Origin of the sequence: Telluribacter roseus (genome assembly GCF_017355915.2) — a bacterium.
In the GTDB taxonomy this organism is placed as follows: domain Bacteria; phylum Bacteroidota; class Bacteroidia; order Cytophagales; family Spirosomataceae; genus Telluribacter.
Window position 1 is genome coordinate 35,329 of record NZ_JAFEUV020000018.1, and the last position, 23,457, is coordinate 58,785.

Consider the following 23,457-nt stretch of genomic DNA (forward strand, 5'->3'; position numbering starts at 1 on the left):
TTTACTTGCAGGAAATAGCTACTACCTGATTGCTCGCAGCTGATAACCTCATCTATAAGGACACGATCACCTTCTCAATGCCTTTCTGCTTAGTCAGGGTATTGAAAGCGGCCACTTCCTTGCTCACGATATCGTTCATTTCAGATTTCAGCTTCTGCCACTGAGCGTCCAGCTCGGCCACCCGCTGCTTCTGTCCGTTGGTCACGAAGGGTACATTGGTGTCCAGTTCGCCACGCACAAAGATGTAGTCGGCGCTGAGCATGTTCAGGAAGTTGATCACGTCATCATTCGACTGTGATTTGTTCTGCACCAGTTTGTCTTCCCAGGCGGATAGTTTCTTCACCAAAGCCTTACCCTGGTCGGTCACCTCCTTCATGTCGGCCTTGTCTTTCAGCAGGTCTACTACTTCGCTCACCTGCTTGCGTACTTTACGCATTTTCAGCACCGACTCATGGATGTCTTTCACGCCATTTTCGATAGCGATCATAGTCTTCTGCTGGTCTTCGTAGTCGGCAGCCGTGGCGTTTATGCGGGGATCTGGTAGTACGTTGAAGGCGACCGTATGACTCTGCTTTCCGTAGGTAAAGCGGGCTTTGTAAGCCCCGGGAGCCATTTTGCGGCCATCGTAGCTACCTTCGATAAATACCTTAGGTACTCCGGGCAGGGTCTCCGCGCGCAAATCCCACACAAAGCGGTTCAGACCAGCTTTGATAGGCAAGGTAGGATCAGGGGAAGGTCCACCGGGGTACTCTTCAAACTCCTCATCTTTCTTGCTGCTGTACTCGCGTACTACCTCTCCCTTCGCATCCAATACCTCCATAGTCAGGGTCAGGCTGGTATCTACCTTGGCGGGTAGTTGGTAGTAAAGCACTACTCCCGTGGCCGGGTTGGTACCTACCGAGCCGGAGCTACCCACACCTATCGACGCATCCTCGCCTTCCTCTACTTTGTCCAAAGTACTGCGGCCTGATACGCGGTAGGTATCCTCAGGAGTGTATACCAGCAGGCTGTCTTTTGACTGCTTGTCGCTGTACTGACGGAAGGGGGCCAGATCATCCAGTATCCAAAACGATCTGCCGGAAGTAGCCGCGATCAGGTCATTCTGATGTACTTTCAGGTCGGTAATGGGCGTAACGGGCAGGTTCAGCTGCATGGGTGCCCACTGGTTTCCCCCGTTAAACGACACGTACATTCCCGTTTCGGTACCGGCAAATAAGAGGCCTTTCCGCTGGGTATCTTCGCGCACTACCCGGGTAAAGGCTCCGTCAGGTATACCATTCGTGATCTTCGTCCAGGTCTTGCCGTAGTCGGTGGTTTTATAGATTGAAGGTCTGAAGTCATTGACCTTATAGCGGGTAGTCGCGATGTAGGCCGTAGCCTTATCGTGCGGAGATACCTCGATGCTGTTGATCAGGGTCTCTTCCAGTCCCGCCGGTGTCACGTTGGTCCAGGTCTTGCCGTTATCACGGGTAATATGTACCAGTCCATCGTCACTACCCGCCCAGAGTACACCCGCTTCCTGCGGAGACTCCAGCAGGTACGAGATGGTAGCATAGTTTTCTCCACCGGCTCCTTCATTGGTATAGGGAGCGCCCCCCAGCCCCAGCTTCGTAGTATCGCCACGGGTCAGATCGGGAGAGATGGGGCCCCAGGTCTTACCCAGATCAGTGGTCTTGAACACTACGTTTCCGGCGTGATAGTAGGCTTTTTCGCGCTGGGAGTAGATGATCGGAGCGTTCCAGTTGAAGCGGTACTTCATGTCTTTGGCCTTTACCGACTGGTACTGGATCGGAGACACCATCACGCCCTTGCCTTCCTTGTTCTGCTGGTCCAGCAGTTCGATGGTACCCTGGTAGCTGCCTCCCATCACGTAGCGGGGCGCATCCGGATCAAACGCCAGGAAGGCACTTTCCCCCCCGGCCGACGCTTCCCAGTCCTTATCGGTAATGCCGCCCCCGTTGGTGGTACGGCTGGCGATCATGACCGAGGTATTATCCTGCTGCCCGGCGTACACCCGGTACGGGAACAGGTTATCGGCACTGATCCGGTAAAACTGCGCCGTTGGCATGCCATTCTGAAGCGAAAAGGTAGTACCCCCGTTGAAGGATACCGCCGCTCCGCCGTCATTGGCACTTACCAGGTTTTTGCTGTTTTTAGGGTTAATCCACAGGTCGTGGTAGTCGCCGTGGGTAGTAGTAAATACCCGGCTGAATGTTTTTCCGCCATCAATGGATTTAAGGGCGGGCGAGTTCATGACGTATACTACATCCTCATTGTTGGGGTCGGCAAATATTTCGATGTAGTACCAGGCGCGCTGTACGGTGCGGTGGTCCTTGCTGATGCGCGTCCAGCTTTTGCCGGCATCATCCGAACGGAATACTCCCCCCTGCTCTTTCTCGGTATCGGATTCCACTACGGCATACACCCGCTCCGGATTGGCGCGGGATACTGATATACCCATTTTACCCAGCTCCTTGGGCAGTCCTTTCTGGATCTGGTTCCAGGTTTCGCCACCGTCGGTTGATTTGTACATACCACTTCCCTTGCCCCCGCTCACCATCTGCCAGGGCAGGCGACGGTGATCCCACATGGCAGCGTACAGGATGCGGGGGTTGGTCATGTCCATGCTCAGGTCGGCACAGCCGGTGTTTTCGTCAACATAAAGGACCTTCTTCCAGGTTTTACCGCCGTCGACTGATTTGTAAATACCCCGCTCCTGCGAAGGTCCGTGTAAGGCTCCCTGCGCCGCTACAAATACAATATCCGGATCCGTAGGATGTACGCTGATGCGGGCAATGTGGCGGGTTAGGTCCAGGCCCAGTTTGGTCCAGGTTTTGCCGGCGTCGGTTGATTTATACACGCCATCCCCGTGGGAGGTCATTACTCCGCGCGGAGCGTGTTCACCCATTCCTACGTACACAACATTGGGATCTGATTCGGATACCGTAACCGCTCCTACCGAGCCGGTCTTGAAAAAACCGTCCGAGATATTCTGCCAGGATACACCGGCATCGGTGGTTTTCCAGAGGCCGCCACCCGTGGTACCCATGTAGTAGGTCAGCGGATCGCCTATGACTCCACTAGCCGCTACCGAACGGCCACCACGGTAAGGGCCGATGTTGCGCCACTTTACGGCTTTAAAAAGGGTATCATAATTAGCAATGGAAGGGCTGGTCGTAGTATTTGTACCAGTTGGTGTCTTTGCTTTTTTCTTCTGGGCACTAAGTCCCAGAGGCAGAGCCGCCAGTCCCAGAAAGAGGAGCGTTTTTTTCATGAAATGGATAAAAGAATTGTTAATAGGGCAAGAAAATTCCTACCAAAGTAATCAAATTACCCGAAGTACAGATGAACCCACGGAGGATGAACTGGCTATTCCTATGATAAGAATACCGTCTCCTTGAATAGCTCAATCGCCCGATTAGGGTATAAGGCCATCTTTTACTCCCATACATAGGTAGCCACCGCTCCGGCCGCTAGCGTAGCAGATACAGCTTTACCTCCGGATCGGATAGAGAATGTCTGGCTAGTTCGCCCCTCATTCAGCACGACCAGTACTTTCTGGCCGGAGGGGGTCCGAAACGCCACATTGGGTAGTTGAGCAGGCACATTGGACCCGATGCGGACGGAGCCCGGCCGTACCCATTTGGCAGCATGGGCTATGACGTAGTAGGCCGGATTGCGTACTATCTCATCGTTGGGAGCAATGGTAACAGCACCCAGGCACTGATCGCAGCCTCCTTCGGTATGCGGCCGTTGCTGGGGGTCAGAGGCCAGGTTCCACTCCAGTACCGTACGGGACCAGTTGCGGGAGGCTCCTATGATCAGGTTCCTGACGTGCCAGGGCAGGTCACCGGCCAAGTTGCCCGGCGCCCCCACCCACTGCTCCGTAAAGTAGATAGCTTTGTCGGGATGGGCACGGTGTACTTCCGAAAGAGCTTCAATGGAGCCGCCGTACAGGTGAAAGGCTGAGCCATCTACGTACTTTCGGGCCTCCGGGTCATTGAGGATAGTAATAGGGTAGTCAGGACGATCGGCGTTGTGGTCGTAGATAAGGATTTTTGTTTTCAGACCAGCCTCTGCGAAGGCTGGTCCCAAGCTGCGCTTGATAAAGGTGGCCTGCTCGTCGGGAAGCATCAGCAGGCTGGGGTTATTGCCGGGGTGCAGGGGCTCGTTCTGGATGGTAATGGCGTCAATATCTATTCCCTCCTTCCGCATCTCCTGTTTGTACCTTACAAAGTACCTGGCGTAGGCATCATAAAACTCGGGCTTCAGGCTACCTCCTTTTGAGCTCTCATTGGTCTTCATCCAGACGGGCGGCGACCAGGGCGAAGCCATAATGCGTATATCCCGATTGATAGCCAGTATCTGCTTAAGTATAGGCAACAGATCCTTTCGCTCCGGTTCCAAACTGAACCGGGTCATCTCCGGGTCAGTTTGTCCGGCAGGTAGATCGTTGTAGCTGAATACCCGGTCACTCAGATCAGACGCTCCGATACTCAACCTCAGGTAGCTGACGCCAATACCATTCCCTGCGGTGCTGATCAGCTCCCTGAGCAGGGCCTCCCGGGCTGCCGGTCTCATCCGGTTAAGCAGGATAGCGCTGCCGCCCGTGAGGGTATAACCAAAGCCTTCGATATGCTGGTAGGTCTGACTATCATCTACCATAATGACCGGGCCACCAGTAGTATCTGCTGAAGCTCCTATTCGCAATGCCTGCTGCCGCTGAAACAGTACCTGCCCGGCTGGATGGGTCAGCCATACGGCTACCTGCCCCGACTGATTATCCTGAACAGTAGTTTGTTGTGTGGTATACTTTTTATTACAAGATAGTAGGCCCAGTAACAAAGGCAGCAGAAGCCATGCTGGGCTGTAAAGAATTGTACGCATAATGGTAAGGGTAAACGGCGGTGAAGCAGGTCTTCCAATTAATGTAAATACCTGCTGATTTTATCTAAAACAAAAAAAGCTACATTTACAAAAAAAACACATCTAGCTAACTATTAACTACAAATGGACATCTTTGTGGGCAGCCTTCCCTTCAAAATGAAGGAAAGAGAATTGCAGGAGATCTTTGAGAAGTACGGAGAAGTATCTTCCGTGAAGATCATCATCGATCATGAAACCCGACAGAATAAAGGGTTTGGCTTCGTTAAAATGCCCGACGAACAGCAGGCTCAGCATGCCATCTCGGAACTGAATGGTGTAGAGATAGACGGGCGTCCGCTCGTTGTAAACGAATCCAAGTTCAAGAAAGAGGCCGGTCGTCCCGGTGGCGATAGCCGTCCGGAAAGAAGTGGTCCACGTCCACAGGGAAGCGGTCCTCGCCCTCAGGGTAGTGGCCCCCGCTCCGATAGCGGCAGCAGCCGTCCGGAAAGCGGGTATGGCAGCCGACCTGACAGCAGCCGCTCAGACAGCGGTCGCTCAGACAGCAGCCGTACAGACAGCAGTCGCTCAGACAACAGCAGTTTCAAAAGAGGAAGCGGTGACTACCAGGGCCGAACCTTTGATCGTAACAGTGGCAGTGGCTCTCAGGGCAGCGGCGGATTTAGCTCCGGAGGTGACTTCAGCTGGGATGCAGGCGCTCAAAAAGGTAACTCACGTAGAGGCAAAGACACCCGTAAAGACAGTGGCTCCGGCCGTAATGGCAATAAGGGTAGCTTTGACCGTAATAAAGGCAAAAAAGGAGGTAATCGCTGGGATTGGGATGATGATGAATAAGTCTTTTCAACTCCATTACAATCCTATTCATAATCATACATGCATACAATTGAGAACAATCAGCTAAGAGTAACCGTCAAGGAAACCGGAGCTGAACTTTGCCGGATTCAATCAGTAATTACCGGTATGGATTACTTGTGGGACGGTAACCCGGATATCTGGCCCAGCCATGCACCGGTACTTTTCCCCATTATAGGTGAACTGAAAGAAGGTACTTACCACTACCAGGGCAACAACTACCAGCTCAATCGACACGGTTTCGTTCGGAACAACCCTAAGGTGAGGCTGGCCGACAGTACCGACAACAGTCTGCGCTTCACACTGAGCTACGACGAAGACTTGCTGCTGGCTTACCCGTTCCGGTTTGAGTTTAACATCCGTTATACGCTGGAAGATAACCGCATCATCGTACACCACGAGGTAAAAAATCTGGGAGACGATGTGATGTTGTTCTCGATAGGCGGGCACCCTGCCTTCAGGTGTCCACGTCAGAATGGTGAAAACTATGATGACTTCTACCTGGAATTTGAGCAGCGCGAAACCGTATCCCGCTGGTTACTGACCGACAAGGGGCTGCTAAGCGGCGAAACTGAACCCGTCTTAAAGGATACCAAAAACCTGCCCATATATCACAGGTTATTTGATCAGGATGCACTGGTGTTCAAGGATTTAAAATCTACCAAAGTTAGCCTTAAGAGCAGGAAGTCAGATCAGGTAGTGGCTTTGTATTTTGGTGATTTTCCGTACCTGGGCATCTGGGCCAAGCCCAAAGGTGACTATGTATGTATAGAGCCCTGGCACGGAGTAGCCGACAGCCATGATACGGACCAGAACCTCGAAACCAAGGAAGGGATCATCAGGTTACAGGGGGGTGGTACTTTCACGGCCTCCTATACCATCGAGATCATCGAGTAACAGATACGTACTTACTTAGCAGATATAGAAAAGCCCCCGCCAGAAACCTGGTCGGGGGCTTTGTAGTTGAAATGAGCCATCAACTAGTATCAGGGTTTCAGCACCACCTTTACGCAGTCATCTTTCTTGTGCTTAAACATTTCGTAACCACGTGATGCATCAATCAGAGGAATCTCGTGGGTGATAATATCATTAAGGACTACTTTCTGGTCCTTCACCAGGTCAAAGAGGTGATCGATATAGCGCTGCACCATGGCCTGCCCCATCTTGATGGTGAGTCCTTTGTCAAAAATACGGTGAAGCGGAAAGTTATTATACGGACTGCCGTATACTCCTACCACGGTAACCGTACCTCCACGCCGTACTGCTTCAAAACATTGCTCCAGAACCTTAACGGTACCTTTTTCCAGCATCAGGGTAGCCTTTACCTTATCCAGCGTACTGCGCTCGGCTTCCACGCCTACGGCATCCACGCATACATCGGCTCCCCGCCCGGAGGTCATCTCCCGGATGGCTTCAATTACATCTACCTTGTGGGGGTTCAGTACCTCTACGTTGTTGTTCTTTTTGGCCATGTCGAGGCGGTAGTCCAGCGGATCAATGGCAATCACCCGTTTGGCCCCCTGCAGCCAGGCCGCCTTCTGGGCCATCAGCCCCACCGGCCCCGAACCAAAGATCGCTACCGTTTCGCCCCCTTTCAGATTGGCCCAGTCAATGGCTGCCCAACCCGTTGGAAATATATCCGTCAGGAACAGGACCTGCTCGTCGGTCATGCCTTCGGGTACTTTTCGTACGTTAAATTCAGAATACTGAACACGGGCGTATTCAGCCTGTCCGCCGGCGTAGCCACCATAGATATCGGTGTAGCCATAGAGTCCGGCCCCTTTGCCACTCAACATGTTCCCCTCAGGTCCGTAGAACTCAGGGTTAGAGTTTTCACAATGGGTATGCAGGTCATTGTTACAGAAGAAGCAGCCCCCACAGGCAACCGGAAAGGGCACCACTACCCGGTCGCCTTTTTTAAGATTTTTAACATTGGGACCTACCTCCTCTACTACTCCCATAAACTCATGACCCAGAATCTGATTGCGTAGCTGGGGGAAGAATCCATCGTAGATGTGCAGGTCAGAGCCACAAATGGCGGTAGAAGTCACCTTCAGAATAACATCACCTTTCATTTCAATACGCGGATCTTCGACGGTGTCTACTCTGATATCACCAATCTTGTGGAAAACAGCTGCTTTCATAGTATTCTTGTTGAAGTGTGAATAAACAATTTACCACCAGTACCGCCAAAAAAATCAAGCCAGCCTCCGGCTTTTCCCACAACACTACTACTCCAGGAACCACCATATCCTAAACTAACGTTACCTTTGCATCCGAATCACAGCAGAATGAGTAGCGCCTTGACACAGAAGATCTTATTTATTACCCCTCCGTTTACCCAGCTCAATACCCCCTACCCGGCCACGGCGTATCTCAAAGGCTTTCTGAACACCAGAGGCTACGAGTCGCACCAGGCCGACCTGGGTATAGAGGTGATCCTGAGACTATTTTCTTCCAAGGGGTTACGGCGGATGTTTGCGGAGCTGGAGGCCTCGGATGTGGAGCTTTCTGACAACAGCTACCGCATCTACGCCCTGCGCGACGAGTACATTAGTACCATCGACCCGGTGATCCGATTCCTGCAGAACAAAAACCCGACACTGGCCCACAGCATCTGCGACCGGAGCTACCTGCCCGAAGCCTCGCGTTTTGAGCAGCTCGACGAGCTGGATTGGGCTTTTGGTACCATGGGCATCCAGGACAAGGCGCGGCACCTGGCCACGCTGTACCTCGAGGACCTGGGGGATCTGATTCAGGAGGCCATTGACCCGCATTTTGGATTTAGCCGCTACGCCGAGAGGCTGGGGCGTACCGCTACGCATTTTGACGAAATTGAAGCCACTTTACTGGCGCCTGATACACTTATCTCCTCCCTACTGGTAGATCTGCTCGAGCAGAAAATTCAGCAGTGGCAGCCTACCGTGGTGTGTCTGACGGTGCCCTTCCCGGGCAACCTGTACGGGGCCTTCAAATGCGGACAGTACATTAAGCGCCACTACCCGCAGATAGCCTTGGTGATGGGAGGTGGATACGCCAATACCGAACTTCGTACTCTGCGCGAACCACGGGTATTTGACTATATAGATTACATCAGCCTCGACGACGGTGAAGCGCCGCTTATCAACCTGCTGGAGTACCTGTCGGGCCAGCGGGAGCAGCGGGAGCTAAAACGGGTATTTGCCCGCACCGACGGAACGGTCATCTACTACAACGGAGCCAAAGAAAAGGACGTCTCCCAGCGCGATACCGGTACTCCCGACTACGGCGATCTGCCGCTACACGAGTACCTGTCGGTGATCGAGATCGTCAACCCCATGCACCGGCTGTGGAGCGATGGTCGCTGGAACAAGCTGACCCTGGCCCACGGATGCTACTGGGGCAAGTGCTCGTTCTGTGACATCTCACTGGACTACATCAAGCGCTATGAGCCCGTTACAGCCTCCCTCCTATGCGACCGCATCGAAGAGATCATCGAGCAGACGGGACAGAATGGGTTTCACTTCGTGGACGAGGCCGCTCCTCCGGCCCTGCTCCGTGACCTGGCGCTGGAGATCATCCGCCGCAAGCTGACGGTAGTGTGGTGGACCAACATTCGTTTTGAGAAGAACTTCACGGCGGACCTGTGTCAGCTCCTGAAAGCCTCCGGCTGTATAGCCGTATCGGGCGGATTGGAGGTGGCCTCGGACCGCCTGCTCGAGCGCATGAAAAAGGGGGTAACTGTAGCTCAGGTAGCCCGCGTGGCCGATGGATTTACGCAGGCGGGTATTATGGTACATGCCTACCTGATGTACGGCTTCCCCACCCAGACGGCGCTGGAAACCATAGACTCCCTGGAGATGGTCCGGCAGCTGTTCCAGCTGGGGGTAGTGCAGTCGGGCTTCTGGCACCGCTTTGCCATGACAGCCCACAGCCCTGTGGGGCTGCATCCGGCGGAGTTTGATGTGATGCGCATTGGTCCTGACTTTGGGGGATTTGCCGACAATGACCTCTTCCACGATGACCCCACCGGTGCTGATCATGACCTGTTTGCCGAAGGACTCAGGAAGTCTCTCTTCAACTACATGCACGGTGTTGGCTTCGACATGCCGCTTAAGAAATGGTTTGATTTCAAAGTACCTCCTACCTCCATTCCCCCTAACTACATTGAGCGTAGTATCAATGATGCTACCGATGGTCAAGCTCGCCCCAATGCGCTGGCCGTATGGCTGGGAGGTCAGCCCTCGCTGACGGTGTTTGAGCAGAAGCAGGGCCGACAGGTAGTAGAGATCGCTGAGCTGGAATTTTACAGCAAGAAGAATCACTGGGTACTTACCACCCATGTACTACTGGCCGACTGGCTGGTGGATACCCTGCCTCAACTGGCCATTGGGACGCACGAGCCCCTGTCGATGCAGCAGCTAAAAGCCCGCTATGAGCAGGCCGGACTCGGCAGCTTTGACGACTTCAGGCACTCGTACGTGTGGAAGGAGTTGCATCAGAACGGACTGCTGGTAGTTTAAAGAGAAAACGAAATTCCATTTATAGAAAAAGAGAGGAGCCAGTAGTAGTGCTGGCTCCTCTCTTTTTGCTTATGTACTTATTATTCAAGCATGCCTTCGTCAGTACCTTGAACATCGTTCATGGTCAGCGTCTCCCCGGTTTCCATGTAGGATTTGAAGTTCAGAACATCATCCTTTACGATATCCTCAAACATGGGGTTCAGCAGGCGGGCCAGTTCTTTACCGGGCACCCCCAGCGGTGCCTTATAGGTAATCACTACGTGCAGGGTAGTACCCAGGGCTCCCTGATCCAGGAACTCCACCTTACCGGCATTCTCAATGGTGGAGTCCAGTAACGAACGCCAGCTTAGCAGACGGCCCGGCTCATCCTTCACGATCTCGGCTTTCCAGCTTACGCTGCCAATACCTCCGGGTCCGGTTGCGGTCCATTCGGAGGTCTTGCTGTCCAGCTCATGTACTTTTTTGATATGGCTCATAAAGAGCGGCAGGTTTTCGAGCTTGCGCCAGAAGTTGTATACATCCATACGGTTGCGGTTAACCGTCATGTTGACGCGGATGTTGATGTTCTGGCTGTGCTCCTGCGCCGGACGGTCCTCGATCATACCGTGTACCGGACAGTAGCCCGTGGTACCTCTGAACAGCAGGTACCCTCCCAGCAGAGCCTCCGTCATACTGGTTCGTCTACTGGTCAGAGCGTCGTACAGCAGGTACGAACCACCTAACACGGACAGGATACGCTCCGTAGAGCCAACATTGATTTTCTGGTTTCGCAGGATCGGACTATATGCGTCTTTCATAACATGTATCTACTTGGTGTGGTGTAGCTATAACCAGGAGCACTGGCGGGTTGTTTGCGCGAGTTTCACCCAATATACCCTTAGGAGCTTTGGTGATAGGCCCCGGAAACTGCCCTTACTCCCTTTAAAAACAAAAACACCGGCTATGAATCTGCCGGTGTTTCATATACTTACGCCCTAAGGGTAGACTTATTCCTTACCTCTGATCAGGCAGCGGCTCATTTCTTCCCCTATTTTCATCAGCTCGCTTACCTCTTCCTCCGTAAAGTCATAGGGAACGGGCTTGGCTATTCCCAATACCCCGTGCAATTCGCCCTCCAGCATCATAGGGGCGGCTATGGAGCCTTCTACTTTAGTTTCGCGGGCAGCGGGCCGTGCTACGCCCGATTCGTCGGTCTGGAGGTTGCACATCTCCACGGGTTCACGGCGCTCGGCGGCGATGCCGGCCATGCCTTTGCCAATGGGTATCTCCTGCATTTTGGGAAGCAGAAACTCAGGAATGCCCTGCTGCGCCTGCAGCTTCAGGAGCTGGCTCCCCTCGTCCAGAAAGTGAATGGTACCGGTGGTACAATCGAAAGCCTCGATTATATCCGAAAGTAGTAACTGCCAGTCAACCGCCGACGGCACTGATTGTAATGAGCTATAGATGGATGAAGTGTTGGTTCTCATACTATGTTAGAATTATAAGATAAATCACGGAATGCAGTAGCTTGCTTTTATGCCCGGTAATATAGCCAAACAAGCAGCACTTTCCTTAGGTTTACATTCTCTTATAGTTTATACACATCTTACCTGCTATTTCTTCACCAGCACGATCTGGTTCTTGTCGGCTTTGGCCATTTTCTTACGGAAGTCTACCCAGGCGTTGTAGTTGGCGGCCGGGTACCTTCCCTTCCTCATCACCACCCGGCGCACGTAGGTAAGGGTACTGCCGGACTGCCGGACCAGCGACTCGTAACTCCCGAAGGCAGACTCGATACGGGTAGGCTCGGGCAGGTACTCCGGGGCGTAGCCCTCAGGAATCTCAAACTGAATACTGTCCACATCCGCGTAGTGAAGCGACTGCTCAAACTCAAACTTACGGCTGGCATTAGGTACCGGCGCACTCCTGACTTGGTTGAGCTGGTTAGGGATCAGAAAGAGCCGGGTACCACTGCGGGTGCAGGCATTCCGGACGAAAAGGTTCAGGTTTTCCTCCACGATGGGCAGCCCCTTCCGGCTTTCCTTCAGCTCAAAGCTCCGGATCTCGACACTGGGCAGACTTAGCGATTTCAGGATCCACTTCTTTTGATCTTCGGTACCCAGCGCGTGCATGACCGCGGCTCGCTCATCGTGCTGGAGGCCGGTGTAGAGGGTATTCATGGTAACGGTAGCTTCTCCATTCTCGGCCAGCCTCACCAGGGCCTGGCGCTGCTGCAGGTTGTCAGTGGGCTGGTAGGTAGGTGTCCGTACGAGCTTCCCTCCTTCCTCGGTGATCAGCAGTACCTGCCGGTCTGAGGTAAAGCTACCCAGGTAGCCGAAGGGGTTGGTCTGGCTGGTACATTCGATCCAGAGGGTATCCCTGGCGGCAGGTACACACAGGATGACGTGGTTGAACTGAAACGACGGGAAATCAGCGCGTATCTCATCTTCATCCTCCCCGGCCCGTACCAGTGCCGGGTACGACCGGATGCCCGCGGCCTGAAGCATAGCTCCCATGTAGGTAGTCAGGCCCTTGCAGTCGCCGTAGCCTTTGGCCGCTACCTCCTCCGCCCGCATGGACTGCCACCCCCCGATCCCCAACTGGATACTCACGTAGCGCGTGTTGGCCTGCAGGTACTCGTAGATCTTCTGCGCTTTCTGAACGGGCGATGCCAGCGCCTTAGTCTGCTCCTGAATGGCAGTGACCAGTGCCGGAGGCAGCGCCTGCCGGTCCCGGTTCAGCTCCCGATAAAATGTACCTACGTCTTTCCAACTGGTAAGCTTTCCCTTGTACTGCTCCACCTCAAAGTCTGTTGGCCCCGTATAGACGATCGGCAGCGACAGCTCTACATTAGGCGCGTACGGTTCGGTCTCGAAGGGTCGGAGGTTAGCTACCTCCCAGCGGTATAGTTTACGGCCATCCTTATCCGACTGTACGGCCGGCTGGGGCATATGCTGCTCCCGGTAGCGGAGTGCCAGCCCGGCGGGCATGGACACCACAAACGAACTCCTCACCACGGAAGTACCTTCCAGCGTGTACGGGTACGCCTTCCAGGTCGGGTAAAACATCATATTGCGGGTAGTGTACTCATAGGAGTAGGCCACGGTATAGGGGTAATGCGTATGCTTCAGTACCGCCGCTTTGATGTAGCTGTCGTCAATGGTGTTACTGCCCGAGTTGGTACCGAAGCTCTCGATATCACTTCGCTTGAGTCGCTTTACCCGCTGCCCGCTGGCGTCGTAGAGCTGCGCTTCCATGTCCGTGATCCTGATGAACTTACTGTAGGGTATAGCCAGTGTGGCGTACACTTCCCCCTTCTCGTCCAATACGGTAACCGCTCCATTGACCCGGGTTACGGCTTCTCCGGCACTTTTAACATGAAACTCGGTGTCCTGGTACCTTACCACCGCATGCGCATTAATCGTAAGAGCAGTGGGTATGGAGAAAGCCGAGTAATTCTGCGCCCGAGCGACCCATCCGGTAATAAGTACGAGGAGTATAAACAGGTAAAATCGCATAGCGAGGGGTTAAATAGATAAGTATTAGTTGGCTTTCTTGAGCACGATCTGCTCGTTGTGCTTGGCGATGATCTGATCGTAGAACATCTTCAGCATGCTGTATTCATCGGCCCCAAAAACCGCCTTTCGCAGATGGATACGGCTGGTTACCGTCACCTGCTTGTCATTTACGCTAACGGCGTACAGGAAGCGTCCTTCGTTGTTGGGCAGATTGACGGCTACCGGCTTGGGTTGCTCCAGCACCTTGTACCCGGCCGGGAGCCGGTACGTAGCCACGAATACTTCTTCTTTGGGATAGGCGAAGTCTACCGGATAGGCGCGCGTTTCTGCTTTCAGCGCGTTTTCGGTGTGGGCTTCGGAGAGCATGGGCTTCAGGTACAGCATATCACCGGCCTGGGTCACGTAGTCGTGCATACTCAACTCGAAGGTCGCATCCATACTCAGGTTTACGGCCTCCTGGTTGATGATGGTAGTTTTGGAAATATCCCAGGAGGGCCTTCCTTCTTTGACAGTTGCCACAAACCTGGCTTCGCCCTCCGCCTTGTATTTTTTCCGGGCGTTCCAGCCGCTGTACCCTCCGTACGACCTCGTGAAGGTCCCGGTCAGTTCGCCGTCTTCTCCGATGGTCAGGTCTGCCTTTTCAAAATTCCGATCCAGCTCGGTAGGTTTGATGGCTACGAAGCGGGCATTCTTCGGGTGTAGCAGCCAGCCTACCTGGTTGAGACAGTAGTCGGGCAGCATACCTACTTTCAGGAATTCATCGGTACCATCCAGAAGTACATCCTTTCCGTTGAGGGAGAGGTGGGCCACCAGAGCATTAAACTTATTGATCATAGCATAACTGCTGTCAATGCGTCCGTGCTGCCGTGTACTCAGGATGAGGGGATGCGCATCATAGCCGATCTCCCGCAATAGGGCCGTCAGTAGCAGGTTAATATCACCAGAGTCTCCCTCCCTTTTTTCTAATGCTTTTTTGATACTCTCAGAGCTCCTATTTATTTCACCATTCCAACGTACACTGTTCTGAATGTACTTCATAGCTGCCTCTAGTTGAGCGGTGGTATCGGAAGTCTGGGCTTTGATTCTAGTAGCTGCATCCTTAAGAAAGCCAGTACGCTCTAACTGGCCCCCGATGTACTCACTGCTTAGTAATGTATTATTCAGGTCCTTCCAACTCAATGAAATGTTCTTAATCAAACTACCTGGAACATCAACGCGAGCCAGAGCAAAATTGATCGTGGATATATAGTCGGAGTACGTAGTAATAAAAGGCTCATTACGGAACGCTGGCGCATCCTTCACGACAAAGCGGTAGCTGGTGGCCCTAGTGCCCAGATTTTCAAGATTGATATCTGCAGGTTTGCTTTCGTTAATATATAAGCCTAAGAAGCCCGACATAACCATGCGGTAATAGAGAGTCTGAGGTATAGTAATGCGATATTCGCTCCACTCCACCGGCCGTTCTCCTTGAAACTTCCAGCCTGCTGGACTATTTCTGATTACCCACGGAGTTAAATCCTCATAGGTATATTCGATGATTGACCCTTCTTTCACATTTGGTAGTGTAATTTTTCTTGAAGAGAACCCATCTGAAGACCTTTCATCGAAAATCATATCCTTAGTCAAACTTTCCTGTTTGACTACTCCATTTTCAAGGTTATAGGTATATCCCTTAATATTGGTTATGATCTCTGATTTGTTATTCCCTCCCCAGTAGTACTGTATGTGTACATTGGCTAGGTCAAAAGCCGACTTATTCAGAATTTTGATCCGCTCGTGGTAGGTAGTCCGAATATAGAGTTCGTTGCCTATGATGGTAAAGTCGGTTTCGCCGTAGTCATACAGTACTACCGCATCGGCTGAGGAGTCTTTGGGGTATGCCTTCATCTTAAGCAGCTGAAGGTCCTCCGGTTTGATCTTACCGAATTCTACGGATTGTTTCTGGGCAAACGAAGTCACCGACAGGAGGATTAGCCCCCAGTAAAGGATAAGGTTACGCATGTGCAGATAGAGAGTAGTTGTAATGAATCAGAGGTATGAGGTTACAATGTATTGTTCGGGACATAGGGGTGATTCCCACCCTGTCAGCAGGCCGGGCTCAACCTACATTTGCCGCAATATATGTGCCATATCATCTCAGCAGTCGCATCTGATGTGGAGTTATAAGGTACTTGGGAAGCCTTGTGTACCTACTAACGAAAGGGTATATACTCATGGGCTAAGAGCCCTTCTACAGACCAGTCGGATAAGTGAGTCCTGCAACCTAATAGTAATGAGCCCCTACATGCAGGAGGTGTAGGTGGCGTAGAATAGTACCAGATAGCCTCCCTTCCGGTAGGTCACCCCATCCTGGTCACACCAAAGTACCACTACTTTTTCCTGTTTTTTTATCCAACGGTCATCTCTCCATATTGAATCTATAGTACCTCCCCCTTGCACACTGCTGGTATGGCATTTTAAAAATAAATACAACGGCTGATGCTGCTGAACCCGCACAGGCAGTACCAGAAGCCGACTAGTGTACTTTCCTCTATCCAACCTGACAAAATCAATAGCTCAGAAGTAGTATTTTTTTACTACTTTCGTGGCTATTTTCAACCAGAATGTACTTAAAAATTGCATTCTGGCTTGTAAAACACAATTTGACACCCATATAAGAAAAGTTTCTGATGAATGTAAAATGGCTTGCGGTAGCATGGCTACTCATTCCCCTATTAGGGTTTTCCCAAAGTGACTCCACCCTTACACAGCCACCTGCTACCCAGCTTCCCGCTCAGCCCGTACAGGCTGCTCCCAAAAAATGGTTTGAAAACATTCAGATCAGAGGGTACGCTCAGGTACGGTACAATGGCCTCTTCGAAACCAACCCGGACCTAGGATGTGAGCAGTGCGACCGGTCGTGGGGCGGCAATGGGGGTTTCTTTATACGGCGTACCCGGGTTATCATCTACGGGCAGATCCACAAGCGGGTGTACCTGTACATCCAGCCCGACTTTGCCAATAGTCCCTCCTCCGACCGGCTCCACTTTGCTCAATTAAGGGATATGTACTTTGATGTGGGACTGGATGACGACAACGAATTCCGCTTCCGGATCGGTCAAAGCAAAATCCCCTACGGCTTTGAAAACATGCAGTCGAGCCAGAACCGGATACCGCTGGACCGGAACGATGCGCTTAACAGTGCCATAGCCAACGAGCGGGACCTGGGGGTCATGTTTTACTGGGCGCCGAAGCGCATCCGTGCCTTATTCAAAGAGCTGGTCGATTCAGGTCTCAAAGGGAGTGGTGACTACGGGGTGCTTGGCCTTGGTATCTACAATGGCCAGACAGCCAACACACCTGAGCTCAACAAGAACCGTCACGTAGTGGCCCGACTCACCTATCCTTTTACGGTAGGAAACCAAATCATTGAAACGGGGATTCAGGGATATACCGGCAAGTATGTAATGCCCAGGGCGAATTTGAGCCAGGGGGTAAAGTTTGTAGAAGATCTCAATTATATTGATCAACGGGTAGCGGCTACCTTTGTCCTGTATCCAAAGCCCTTTGGTATCCAGACCGAATACAACATAGGTCGAGGGCCGGAATTCAACAAAGCAACGGAGACCATTGAGGTACAGAAACTGACGGGCGGGTACGTGCTATTCAACTACAAAACCGCAATTAAAGACCAGCTCCTGTACCCATTCATTAGGGCTCAGTACTACGACGGCGGTAAGAAGCACGAACGGGATGCCCGCAGCTACCTGGTACGGGAACTGGAAATCGGCGTGGAGTGGCAACCCTTTAAGAATTTTGAGCTGGTACCTATGTACACCATTTCCAGCCGACGCTACGAAGATTTTCAGAAACAGAACAACTTTCAGACGGGTCGCCTTCTAAGACTACAGGCTCAGGTTAACTTTTAAAATTATAGAGAGTAATTCTTTTGTCAGGGCCTCCAGTCGTACGATTGGAGGCCTTTTTCTTTTGTTAACACTCCACCATTACATCGAACACCGGTTCACAAAAATGACCAGTTTTTACCACCAGACTACACGCTAACCTGCTGAAATTTACATAACAATCAATTTTTCATTAACTTCAAAATGAAATAGTTATGGAGCGCAGAACATTTATTCAGAGAAGTCTGGTGGCGGCCCCTCTGGTTGGACTGACATCAGTTGTTGAGGGAATTGACACCAAACCGGCTACCAAGAGCTTCACGGTCAAGACGGGAGAAGATCGCTTTAACGAACCCATCAAGTACCGGGGCATTAATCCCAATCTGGTGAAGATATCAGCCAAAGATACCGGTGGAATTTATTCGATATTTGAATACGAAGGCGTGGCTAAAATGGGTCCTGATCTGCATGTACATTTCAAACAGGACGAAACCTTTTATGTACTGGACGGGGAGTTCTTGTTTCAGGTAGGTGACCAGCGCCAGACGCTTGTCGCAGGAGATACTATATTTCTGCCACGCAATGTACCTCATACCTGGCTGCAGCTGTCAGACCGGGGCAAGCTGATGTACCTGCTCCAGCCGGCCGGTAAGATGGAGGAGTTCTTTAAGAAAATGAATGCTCTGGAAGGTATACCTACCGCCGAAGTGGTCCAGAAAATACATCTGGCTCATGACCTGAAAGTAGTAGGTCCGCCTTTGACCGTGTAAAGATGTAACGTTCCAACAGCCTAAACACAAACGTACATGATCGTCTTTGACTACAGACTGCCCAGCCCCGGTTTGAGAGAGTACGTCAGGCTGTTTCAGATCGTTGGTTTTGAGTTTGCAGCATCAGAAACGGCTCCCTGGAAGCCCTACTGGCCGCGACCGGAGAACTGCCTGTCATTTTACCCGAGAAAAACGGAAATCATAGAATTTGCCGACGGCCATCAGGAAGAACGCAGGCACCGCGCCTCCGTCATGGGGCAGCCCTGCGTTATCACCAATCGACAGCCGAGTAATAACTTTATGATGTTCCAGATCGTCTTTCAGCCGGGAGCACTGTTCCGGCTGACGGGCGTACCCGCCAATCTTCTTACGAATCAGTTCTTTGACGCCGAGGCTATTTTCTCTTCCGAAATCAATCTGGTCAATGAACGACTGAGCAGTACCGGCAACTACCTCGAAATGGTGGAGATCGTGGAGCAATTTCTGTGGTATCTGATCCGGAAGGAAAAGTACGATGTCAGACCGGTAGATAAGGTGGGGATGTACCTGATATCAAGTCCAAAACCGGTATCAATGGACTGGCTGGCCCGGCAGGCCTGCCTCAGCCGGAAGCAGTTTTACCGAAAGTTTGTCGAGCGTATGGGCGTAAGTCCAAAATTCTACTCCCGAATCGTACAGTTTGATAATGCAGTAAAGATGAAAAACGCTCACCCTGAGAAAGACTGGCTGAGCATAGCCCTGGACCTGGGGTACTATGACTACCAGCACCTAGTGCGGGACTTCCGGGAGTTTACCCACCTGACTCCCTCGGCCTTCTACCAGCAGGACAGCAAAGCTCCCGAACGGAAGTACGGGTTTAAGGAGGTATAGTACTTCACTACCTTCCGGGCCTCCCATTGTGATGAGGGGAGGCCTTTTTGTGCAGGTCTAGTTAGTATAAAAAGGGCGTACTGACATTTTAAGGGTAGTCTTTTTCTACTTTGTCTGACCATGTACTCTAACTCCTTCCTCCCCATCCGCCTGCTAGCGGCTCTTTTGCTACTTCTGCTTGCCCACGTCAGCCGGGCCCAAAGCACCGCTACCGGTCCTGTTCCCATTCGGGTTGACCTGACCAAAGAACTGGGCGAGGCAAAACCGATTTGGGCGTGGTTTGGCTACGACGAGCCCAACTATACCTACATGAAGGATGGGAAGAAGCTGCTCACCGAAATCTCTCAGCTTAGCAAGGTGCCGGTATTTGTGAGGACACACGGCCTGCTGGTAACCGGCGACGGAGAAGCTGCCCTCAAGTGGGGCTCCACCAACGCCTACACCGAAGATGCCAACGGAAAGCCCATCTACAACTGGACCATCGTTGACAAGATTTTTGACACCTACATAGAGCGGGGTATGAAGCCCATGGCGCAGATTGGCTTTATGCCCGAGGCCCTGTCAACTAATCCCCAGCCCTACCGGCACTACTGGAAGCCCGGCGACAACTACAACGATATCTATACCGGCTGGGCGTACCCACCCAAAGACTACGCGAAATTTGCGGAACTGGTGTACCAGTGGGTCAGGCATTCGGTAGAGCGGTACGGGAAGCAGGAGGTAGAGTCGTGGTACTGGGAGCTCTGGAACGAGCCGAACATAGGGTACTGGAAAGGCACCACCGAAGAGTACATCAAGCTGTACGATTATACGGCCGACGCCGTCAAGCGTGCCCTGCCTACGGCCAAGATCGGTGGCCCCGAGGTGACGGGACCTAACTGGGATGTATCAGCGAAGTTTATGAAAGCCTTTCTGGACCATGTTGTAAGCGGAAAGAACTACGTGACCGGCAAAACCGGATCTCCCCTGGACTTCATCACCTTCCACGCCAAGGGCTCACCCAAGGTAGTAGACGGCATCGTACAGATGAACATGGGTACCCAGCTCAGGGATATTGACAAGGGCTTTGAAATTGTAGCCTCCTACCCTAACCTGAAAAAACTACCTATCATCATCGGGGAGTCGGACCCGGAAGGCTGTGCGGCCTGCTCCGAAGACCTTCATCCGCAGAACGCCTACCGCAACGGTACCATGTACTCCAGCTACACGGCCGCTTCTTTTGCCCGCAAGCACGAACTGGCCGATGCCCGGGGGGTCAATCTGCTGGGAGCGGTTACCTGGGGCTTCGAATTTGAAAATCAGCCTTGGTTCAGGGGATTCCGGGACCTGGCTACCAATGGGGTAGATAAGCCCGTGCTCAACGTGTTCAGGATGTTCGGGATGATGTCCGGCAAACGGGTGCAGGTACAGCAGGACCTGGCCTACAATGCCCAAAAGCTGAAAGCTGAAAGCGTACGCGGAGAAGCCGATATTAATGCCTACGCGACCAAAGGGGCTCAGGAAGCCGCCGTGATGGTATGGCACTACCACGACGACAACAAGCTCGAGCCAGGCGCTCCGGTTTCGGTTCAGCTCAAAGGCGTACCCGCCCGACGGGTACTGGTGCATCACTACCGCATTGATCAGCAGCATAGCAACTCCTACGAAGTCTGGAAAAGCATGGGTTCTCCCCAGAACCCCACGGCCGAACAGATAGCCACCCTGGAAAAAGCAGGCCAACTTCAGGCTTATACTTCCCCAACCTGGATGGATGCTAAAAACGGTTTATTACAATTGGATTTTTCGCTGCCCCGCCAGGGCGTATCGCTGATCAAGGTTTCGTGGTAATTCTATCAGAAAATGGAGTAGCTCATATCTACCTTACTACCGGTTGGCAAACTCCGGTCGCCCCTGTACCTCAGCCGGCGGCCGGGTTTCGATCCACCAGATCTTCTTAAGGCTGCGGTCGTAGTAGCGGGCAAGGGCTCCTTTGAGTACAGCCACTCGTTTGATCTCCTCCTTTTGCGGCATCAGGTTACTACCCACTCCGTAAACCTGGCGGAATCCATCCAGCATATAGGGTTCTTTTTCCAGTACTGCCAGATCAAATTTTTCTACATCTATCCATTCCACATTCCGATCTGACACCAGGGATGGCGGGGGTGTGTCTTTGAATAGCGGGAAAGTCAGGTAGACCATTTTGTCATTGATACCATACGGATTTTTATAGTCTTTGTAAGCTACCTCCGCTGGTTTGTTCCTGAAAGCCATATTAATAGCCTGATACGATACCTTCTCCCCATCCAGGAAAAACTCGGTAACTGATTCGTATCCTACTAATTCCCTTTTCCGATCGAAATAGCCGTTCCTGAACTTTGATATTACCTCCTTTGGTCTTTTGTATTCTCTTCTGAAATCCCGTTTTAGTTTATTCTCTGCTGCGAACCGGGGTAGGTGCTCCATCATCAACTGCTTCATCTCCTCTTTGGAGGTAGCAGTCCAGTTAATAGCTGCCGGATCAAAAGAAAACCTATACCAATCTGAAAACCTGTAATCATCGTTTTGAAACCTATTTTCTGGCCTTCTTCCAAGAAAAACAATATTCATATTATGATTACGTAATTCCTTGATTCTTCCTAAGGTAGAAGCAGTACCGAAATCCCTATACGGACTGTTTTCATTGGTAAGCATGTAAGAAATCTCTTCGCCCTCCTTTACCTCGAACTCCATAGCATAAAAGCCATCTTTGTCCGTCACAATTGTTCCTTTATCCTCTTTGTTGACTGTAACCGCAATGGGAAAATCAGGAATGGGCTTACCCGTAGTACCATCCAATAGTATTCCGGCTATGTACATGGTGCTGTCGTTAACATTCTGACTTTTACTGGCTGATGCCTGGGTTGGCGCGGCTTGGGTTGGAGGAACCAGGGATTCAATATCGCTCCGGAAGGCCAGCAGCAGGATGGATAGCAGGGGTAGCACAAACAGGAACCGGATTAACTGGATCCGGGCAGTTTTCATACGGTTCATCATCTTGATTCGCTGTTTTAGGGACGACAAATTGAACTGATTGGCAATCCGGAAATCTGGTACTCCTACTACTTTCAGAAGCAGGTACTGGTACTCTTTGGGATCAACGCCCTGCTCAAGTACCCGGCGGTCGGCGATGAATTCGAGGTTCTGGCGGATGGCGTGGCGCAGCATCCAGGCAAAGGGGTTGTACCAGTTGAGGATGCAGAGTACCTCCGACCAGATGACATCCAGCGTGTGCTTCTGCTTGACATGTACGATCTCATGCAGTAGTACCTCCCGTAACTCGTTCTCCCGGTGCAGCTCCGGATTGATAAAGATGGCGTTGCCGAAGGAGAAAGGGACAATATCCTTTGCTACGTGGTAGATCTTCACCCCCTCGTCCCGGACTAGGCGGGATCCATTTTTGATCTGAATGTACGAGTACAGCAGTACCCCCAACCGAACCGACATCAGGATGCATCCCACCACAAAGAGGATAAGTACATAGTCATCCAGGCCCAGGGGCGTGGCTGCCACCTCACTCACTGGGGCAACTGGCTCCGGTGACGAGAAGTGCTGAATGGTAGGGATGGACTGAATGACCGGGTGCGTGAGTAGCTCCGTCTGCCGGATGGTCGGGCTAAGATCAATGGCAGGAATGCAGAAAGCCAGTGCTGAATAAAACAGCAGGTACCAGCGGTTCCAGTTAAAGAACGTATGCCGGCGCAGTACCAATTGGTAAAACAGGCTGATGACCGCCAGACTGACAGCCAGCTTAGCCTGGTACTCCAGGAATGGTGACATAGTGAATGGTGTGGATAGGGCTCTTATTTTTTACCTTCGATCAGGTTGATGATCTCCTTCAGCTCTTCGGTGGAGATCTTCTTTTTCTGGACAAAGAAGTTCACCAGCTCCTTGTAGGAGTTTTCGAAATAGTCCTTCACTACCGTCCCCATAAACTTCTGCTTATAGGCCTCTTCGGTGACGGCCGGTGCGTACAGCAGGGTGTTGCCAATCTTCCGGCTGGTCAGGTACCCTTTCTTTTCCAGATTCTTGATGGTGGAAGCCAGGGTGGTGTACGGCGGGCGCGGCTCCTCAATGAATTCCAGGAATGTTTTTACACTTCCTTCTCCCGCCTTCCATACGGCCAGCATGGCCTCTTCTTCCTGTTGGGTTAGCTTCTCCATATCTACGATCTTCTCGTAAT

16 protein-coding genes are annotated in these 23,457 nt (G+C 52.0%); 7 read left to right on the forward strand and 9 right to left on the reverse strand.

What is annotated here, in order from left to right:
- Positions 1-52 precede the first annotated feature (52 nt).
- Both JTN23_RS22950 and JTN23_RS22955 read right to left on the reverse strand, forming a co-directional pair.
- The gene (locus tag JTN23_RS22950) at positions 53-3,274 is read right to left on the reverse strand and encodes a WD40/YVTN/BNR-like repeat-containing protein (protein WP_247237417.1); all 3,222 of its coding nucleotides are present in this window, start codon (positions 3,272-3,274) and stop codon (positions 53-55) included.
- A gap of 164 nt (positions 3,275-3,438) precedes the next feature.
- Positions 3,439-4,887, reverse strand: coding sequence for a glycoside hydrolase family 30 protein (locus JTN23_RS22955; RefSeq protein WP_247237418.1), 1,449 nt, complete (start codon positions 4,885-4,887; stop codon positions 3,439-3,441).
- Between the two features lie 123 nt (positions 4,888-5,010).
- Between JTN23_RS22955 and rbp the strand changes: the two genes are divergently transcribed.
- Positions 5,011-5,718 (forward strand): RNA-binding regulator, encoded by a 708-nt coding sequence (gene rbp / locus JTN23_RS22960; protein ID WP_247237419.1) that lies wholly within the window; start codon positions 5,011-5,013, stop codon positions 5,716-5,718.
- Between the two features lie 39 nt (positions 5,719-5,757).
- The gene (locus JTN23_RS22965) at positions 5,758-6,633 is read left to right on the forward strand and encodes an aldose 1-epimerase family protein (RefSeq protein ID WP_247237420.1); all 876 of its coding nucleotides are present in this window, start codon (positions 5,758-5,760) and stop codon (positions 6,631-6,633) included.
- An 89-nt stretch (positions 6,634-6,722) separates the two neighbouring features.
- Here the strand turns inward: JTN23_RS22965 and JTN23_RS22970 are convergent, their stop codons facing one another.
- Positions 6,723-7,880: a zinc-dependent alcohol dehydrogenase gene (locus JTN23_RS22970; RefSeq protein ID WP_247237421.1), complete on the reverse strand. Its 1,158-nt coding sequence runs from the start codon at positions 7,878-7,880 to the stop codon at positions 6,723-6,725.
- A 159-nt stretch (positions 7,881-8,039) separates the two neighbouring features.
- On the opposite strand from JTN23_RS22970, the gene JTN23_RS22975 reads away from it, so the two are divergent.
- Complete coding sequence (locus JTN23_RS22975) at positions 8,040-10,238, forward strand: B12-binding domain-containing radical SAM protein (protein WP_247237422.1); 2,199 nt, start codon at positions 8,040-8,042, stop codon at positions 10,236-10,238.
- A gap of 80 nt (positions 10,239-10,318) precedes the next feature.
- Here the strand turns inward: JTN23_RS22975 and JTN23_RS22980 are convergent, their stop codons facing one another.
- The 4 genes from JTN23_RS22980 to JTN23_RS22995 form a co-directional block, all read right to left on the reverse strand.
- Positions 10,319-11,035 carry a YgaP-like transmembrane domain gene (locus tag JTN23_RS22980; RefSeq protein ID WP_247237423.1) on the reverse strand — a complete coding sequence of 239 codons (717 nt, stop codon included), beginning with the start codon at positions 11,033-11,035 and terminating at the stop codon, positions 10,319-10,321.
- A 189-nt stretch (positions 11,036-11,224) separates the two neighbouring features.
- The gene (locus JTN23_RS22985) at positions 11,225-11,704 is read right to left on the reverse strand and encodes a GAF domain-containing protein (protein ID WP_247237424.1); all 480 of its coding nucleotides are present in this window, start codon (positions 11,702-11,704) and stop codon (positions 11,225-11,227) included.
- Positions 11,705-11,830: 126 nt separating this feature from the next.
- Positions 11,831-13,735, reverse strand: coding sequence for a DUF3858 domain-containing protein (locus tag JTN23_RS22990; RefSeq protein WP_247237425.1), 1,905 nt, complete (start codon positions 13,733-13,735; stop codon positions 11,831-11,833).
- A 24-nt stretch (positions 13,736-13,759) separates the two neighbouring features.
- On the reverse strand, positions 13,760-15,736 hold the full coding sequence (locus tag JTN23_RS22995; protein WP_247237426.1) for a DUF3858 domain-containing protein: 1,977 nt from the start codon (positions 15,734-15,736) through the stop codon (positions 13,760-13,762).
- Positions 15,737-16,404: 668 nt separating this feature from the next.
- On the opposite strand from JTN23_RS22995, the gene JTN23_RS23000 reads away from it, so the two are divergent.
- The 4 genes from JTN23_RS23000 to JTN23_RS23015 all read left to right on the forward strand — a co-directional run bounded on the left by JTN23_RS23000 (position 16,405) and on the right by JTN23_RS23015 (position 21,086).
- Positions 16,405-17,643, forward strand: coding sequence for a porin (locus tag JTN23_RS23000; protein WP_247237427.1), 1,239 nt, complete (start codon positions 16,405-16,407; stop codon positions 17,641-17,643).
- Between the two features lie 191 nt (positions 17,644-17,834).
- The gene (locus JTN23_RS23005; RefSeq protein ID WP_247237428.1) at positions 17,835-18,389 is read left to right on the forward strand and encodes a cupin domain-containing protein; all 555 of its coding nucleotides are present in this window, start codon (positions 17,835-17,837) and stop codon (positions 18,387-18,389) included.
- A gap of 36 nt (positions 18,390-18,425) precedes the next feature.
- Positions 18,426-19,259, forward strand: a complete 834-nt coding sequence (locus JTN23_RS23010) for a helix-turn-helix domain-containing protein (protein ID WP_247237429.1) — start codon at positions 18,426-18,428, stop codon at positions 19,257-19,259.
- Between the two features lie 120 nt (positions 19,260-19,379).
- Positions 19,380-21,086 carry a GH39 family glycosyl hydrolase gene (locus JTN23_RS23015; RefSeq protein ID WP_247237430.1) on the forward strand — a complete coding sequence of 569 codons (1,707 nt, stop codon included), beginning with the start codon at positions 19,380-19,382 and terminating at the stop codon, positions 21,084-21,086.
- Positions 21,087-21,122: 36 nt separating this feature from the next.
- Here the strand turns inward: JTN23_RS23015 and JTN23_RS23020 are convergent, their stop codons facing one another.
- Positions 21,123-23,054 carry a M56 family metallopeptidase gene (locus JTN23_RS23020; protein ID WP_247237431.1) on the reverse strand — a complete coding sequence of 644 codons (1,932 nt, stop codon included), beginning with the start codon at positions 23,052-23,054 and terminating at the stop codon, positions 21,123-21,125.
- Positions 23,055-23,077: 23 nt separating this feature from the next.
- Positions 23,078-23,437: a BlaI/MecI/CopY family transcriptional regulator gene (locus JTN23_RS23025; protein WP_247237432.1), complete on the reverse strand. Its 360-nt coding sequence runs from the start codon at positions 23,435-23,437 to the stop codon at positions 23,078-23,080.
- Positions 23,438-23,457: the final 20 nt, after the last annotated feature.

Bases quoted from the DNA above. Each gene is read 5' to 3' on its own strand.
- JTN23_RS22980 (WP_247237423.1), bottom strand. From the start codon at position 11,035: ATGAAAGACGCATATAGTCCGATCCTGCGAAACCAGAAAATCAATGTT.
- JTN23_RS22985 (WP_247237424.1), bottom strand. From the start codon at position 11,704: ATGAGAACCAACACTTCATCCATCTATAGCTCATTACAATCAGTGCCG.
- JTN23_RS23020 (WP_247237431.1), bottom strand. From the start codon at position 23,054: ATGTCACCATTCCTGGAGTACCAGGCTAAGCTGGCTGTCAGTCTGGCG.
- JTN23_RS22995 (WP_247237426.1), bottom strand. From the start codon at position 15,736: ATGCGTAACCTTATCCTTTACTGGGGGCTAATCCTCCTGTCGGTGACT.
- JTN23_RS23025 (WP_247237432.1), bottom strand. From the start codon at position 23,437: ATGGAGAAGCTAACCCAACAGGAAGAAGAGGCCATGCTGGCCGTATGG.
- JTN23_RS23005 (WP_247237428.1), top strand. From the start codon at position 17,835: ATGGAGCGCAGAACATTTATTCAGAGAAGTCTGGTGGCGGCCCCTCTG.
- JTN23_RS22970 (WP_247237421.1), bottom strand. From the start codon at position 7,880: ATGAAAGCAGCTGTTTTCCACAAGATTGGTGATATCAGAGTAGACACC.
- JTN23_RS22955 (WP_247237418.1), bottom strand. From the start codon at position 4,887: ATGCGTACAATTCTTTACAGCCCAGCATGGCTTCTGCTGCCTTTGTTA.
- JTN23_RS23010 (WP_247237429.1), top strand. From the start codon at position 18,426: ATGATCGTCTTTGACTACAGACTGCCCAGCCCCGGTTTGAGAGAGTAC.
- JTN23_RS22950 (WP_247237417.1), bottom strand. From the start codon at position 3,274: ATGAAAAAAACGCTCCTCTTTCTGGGACTGGCGGCTCTGCCTCTGGGA.
- JTN23_RS23000 (WP_247237427.1), top strand. From the start codon at position 16,405: ATGAATGTAAAATGGCTTGCGGTAGCATGGCTACTCATTCCCCTATTA.
- JTN23_RS23015 (WP_247237430.1), top strand. From the start codon at position 19,380: ATGTACTCTAACTCCTTCCTCCCCATCCGCCTGCTAGCGGCTCTTTTG.
- JTN23_RS22965 (WP_247237420.1), top strand. From the start codon at position 5,758: ATGCATACAATTGAGAACAATCAGCTAAGAGTAACCGTCAAGGAAACC.
- rbp (WP_247237419.1), top strand. From the start codon at position 5,011: ATGGACATCTTTGTGGGCAGCCTTCCCTTCAAAATGAAGGAAAGAGAA.
- JTN23_RS22990 (WP_247237425.1), bottom strand. From the start codon at position 13,735: ATGCGATTTTACCTGTTTATACTCCTCGTACTTATTACCGGATGGGTC.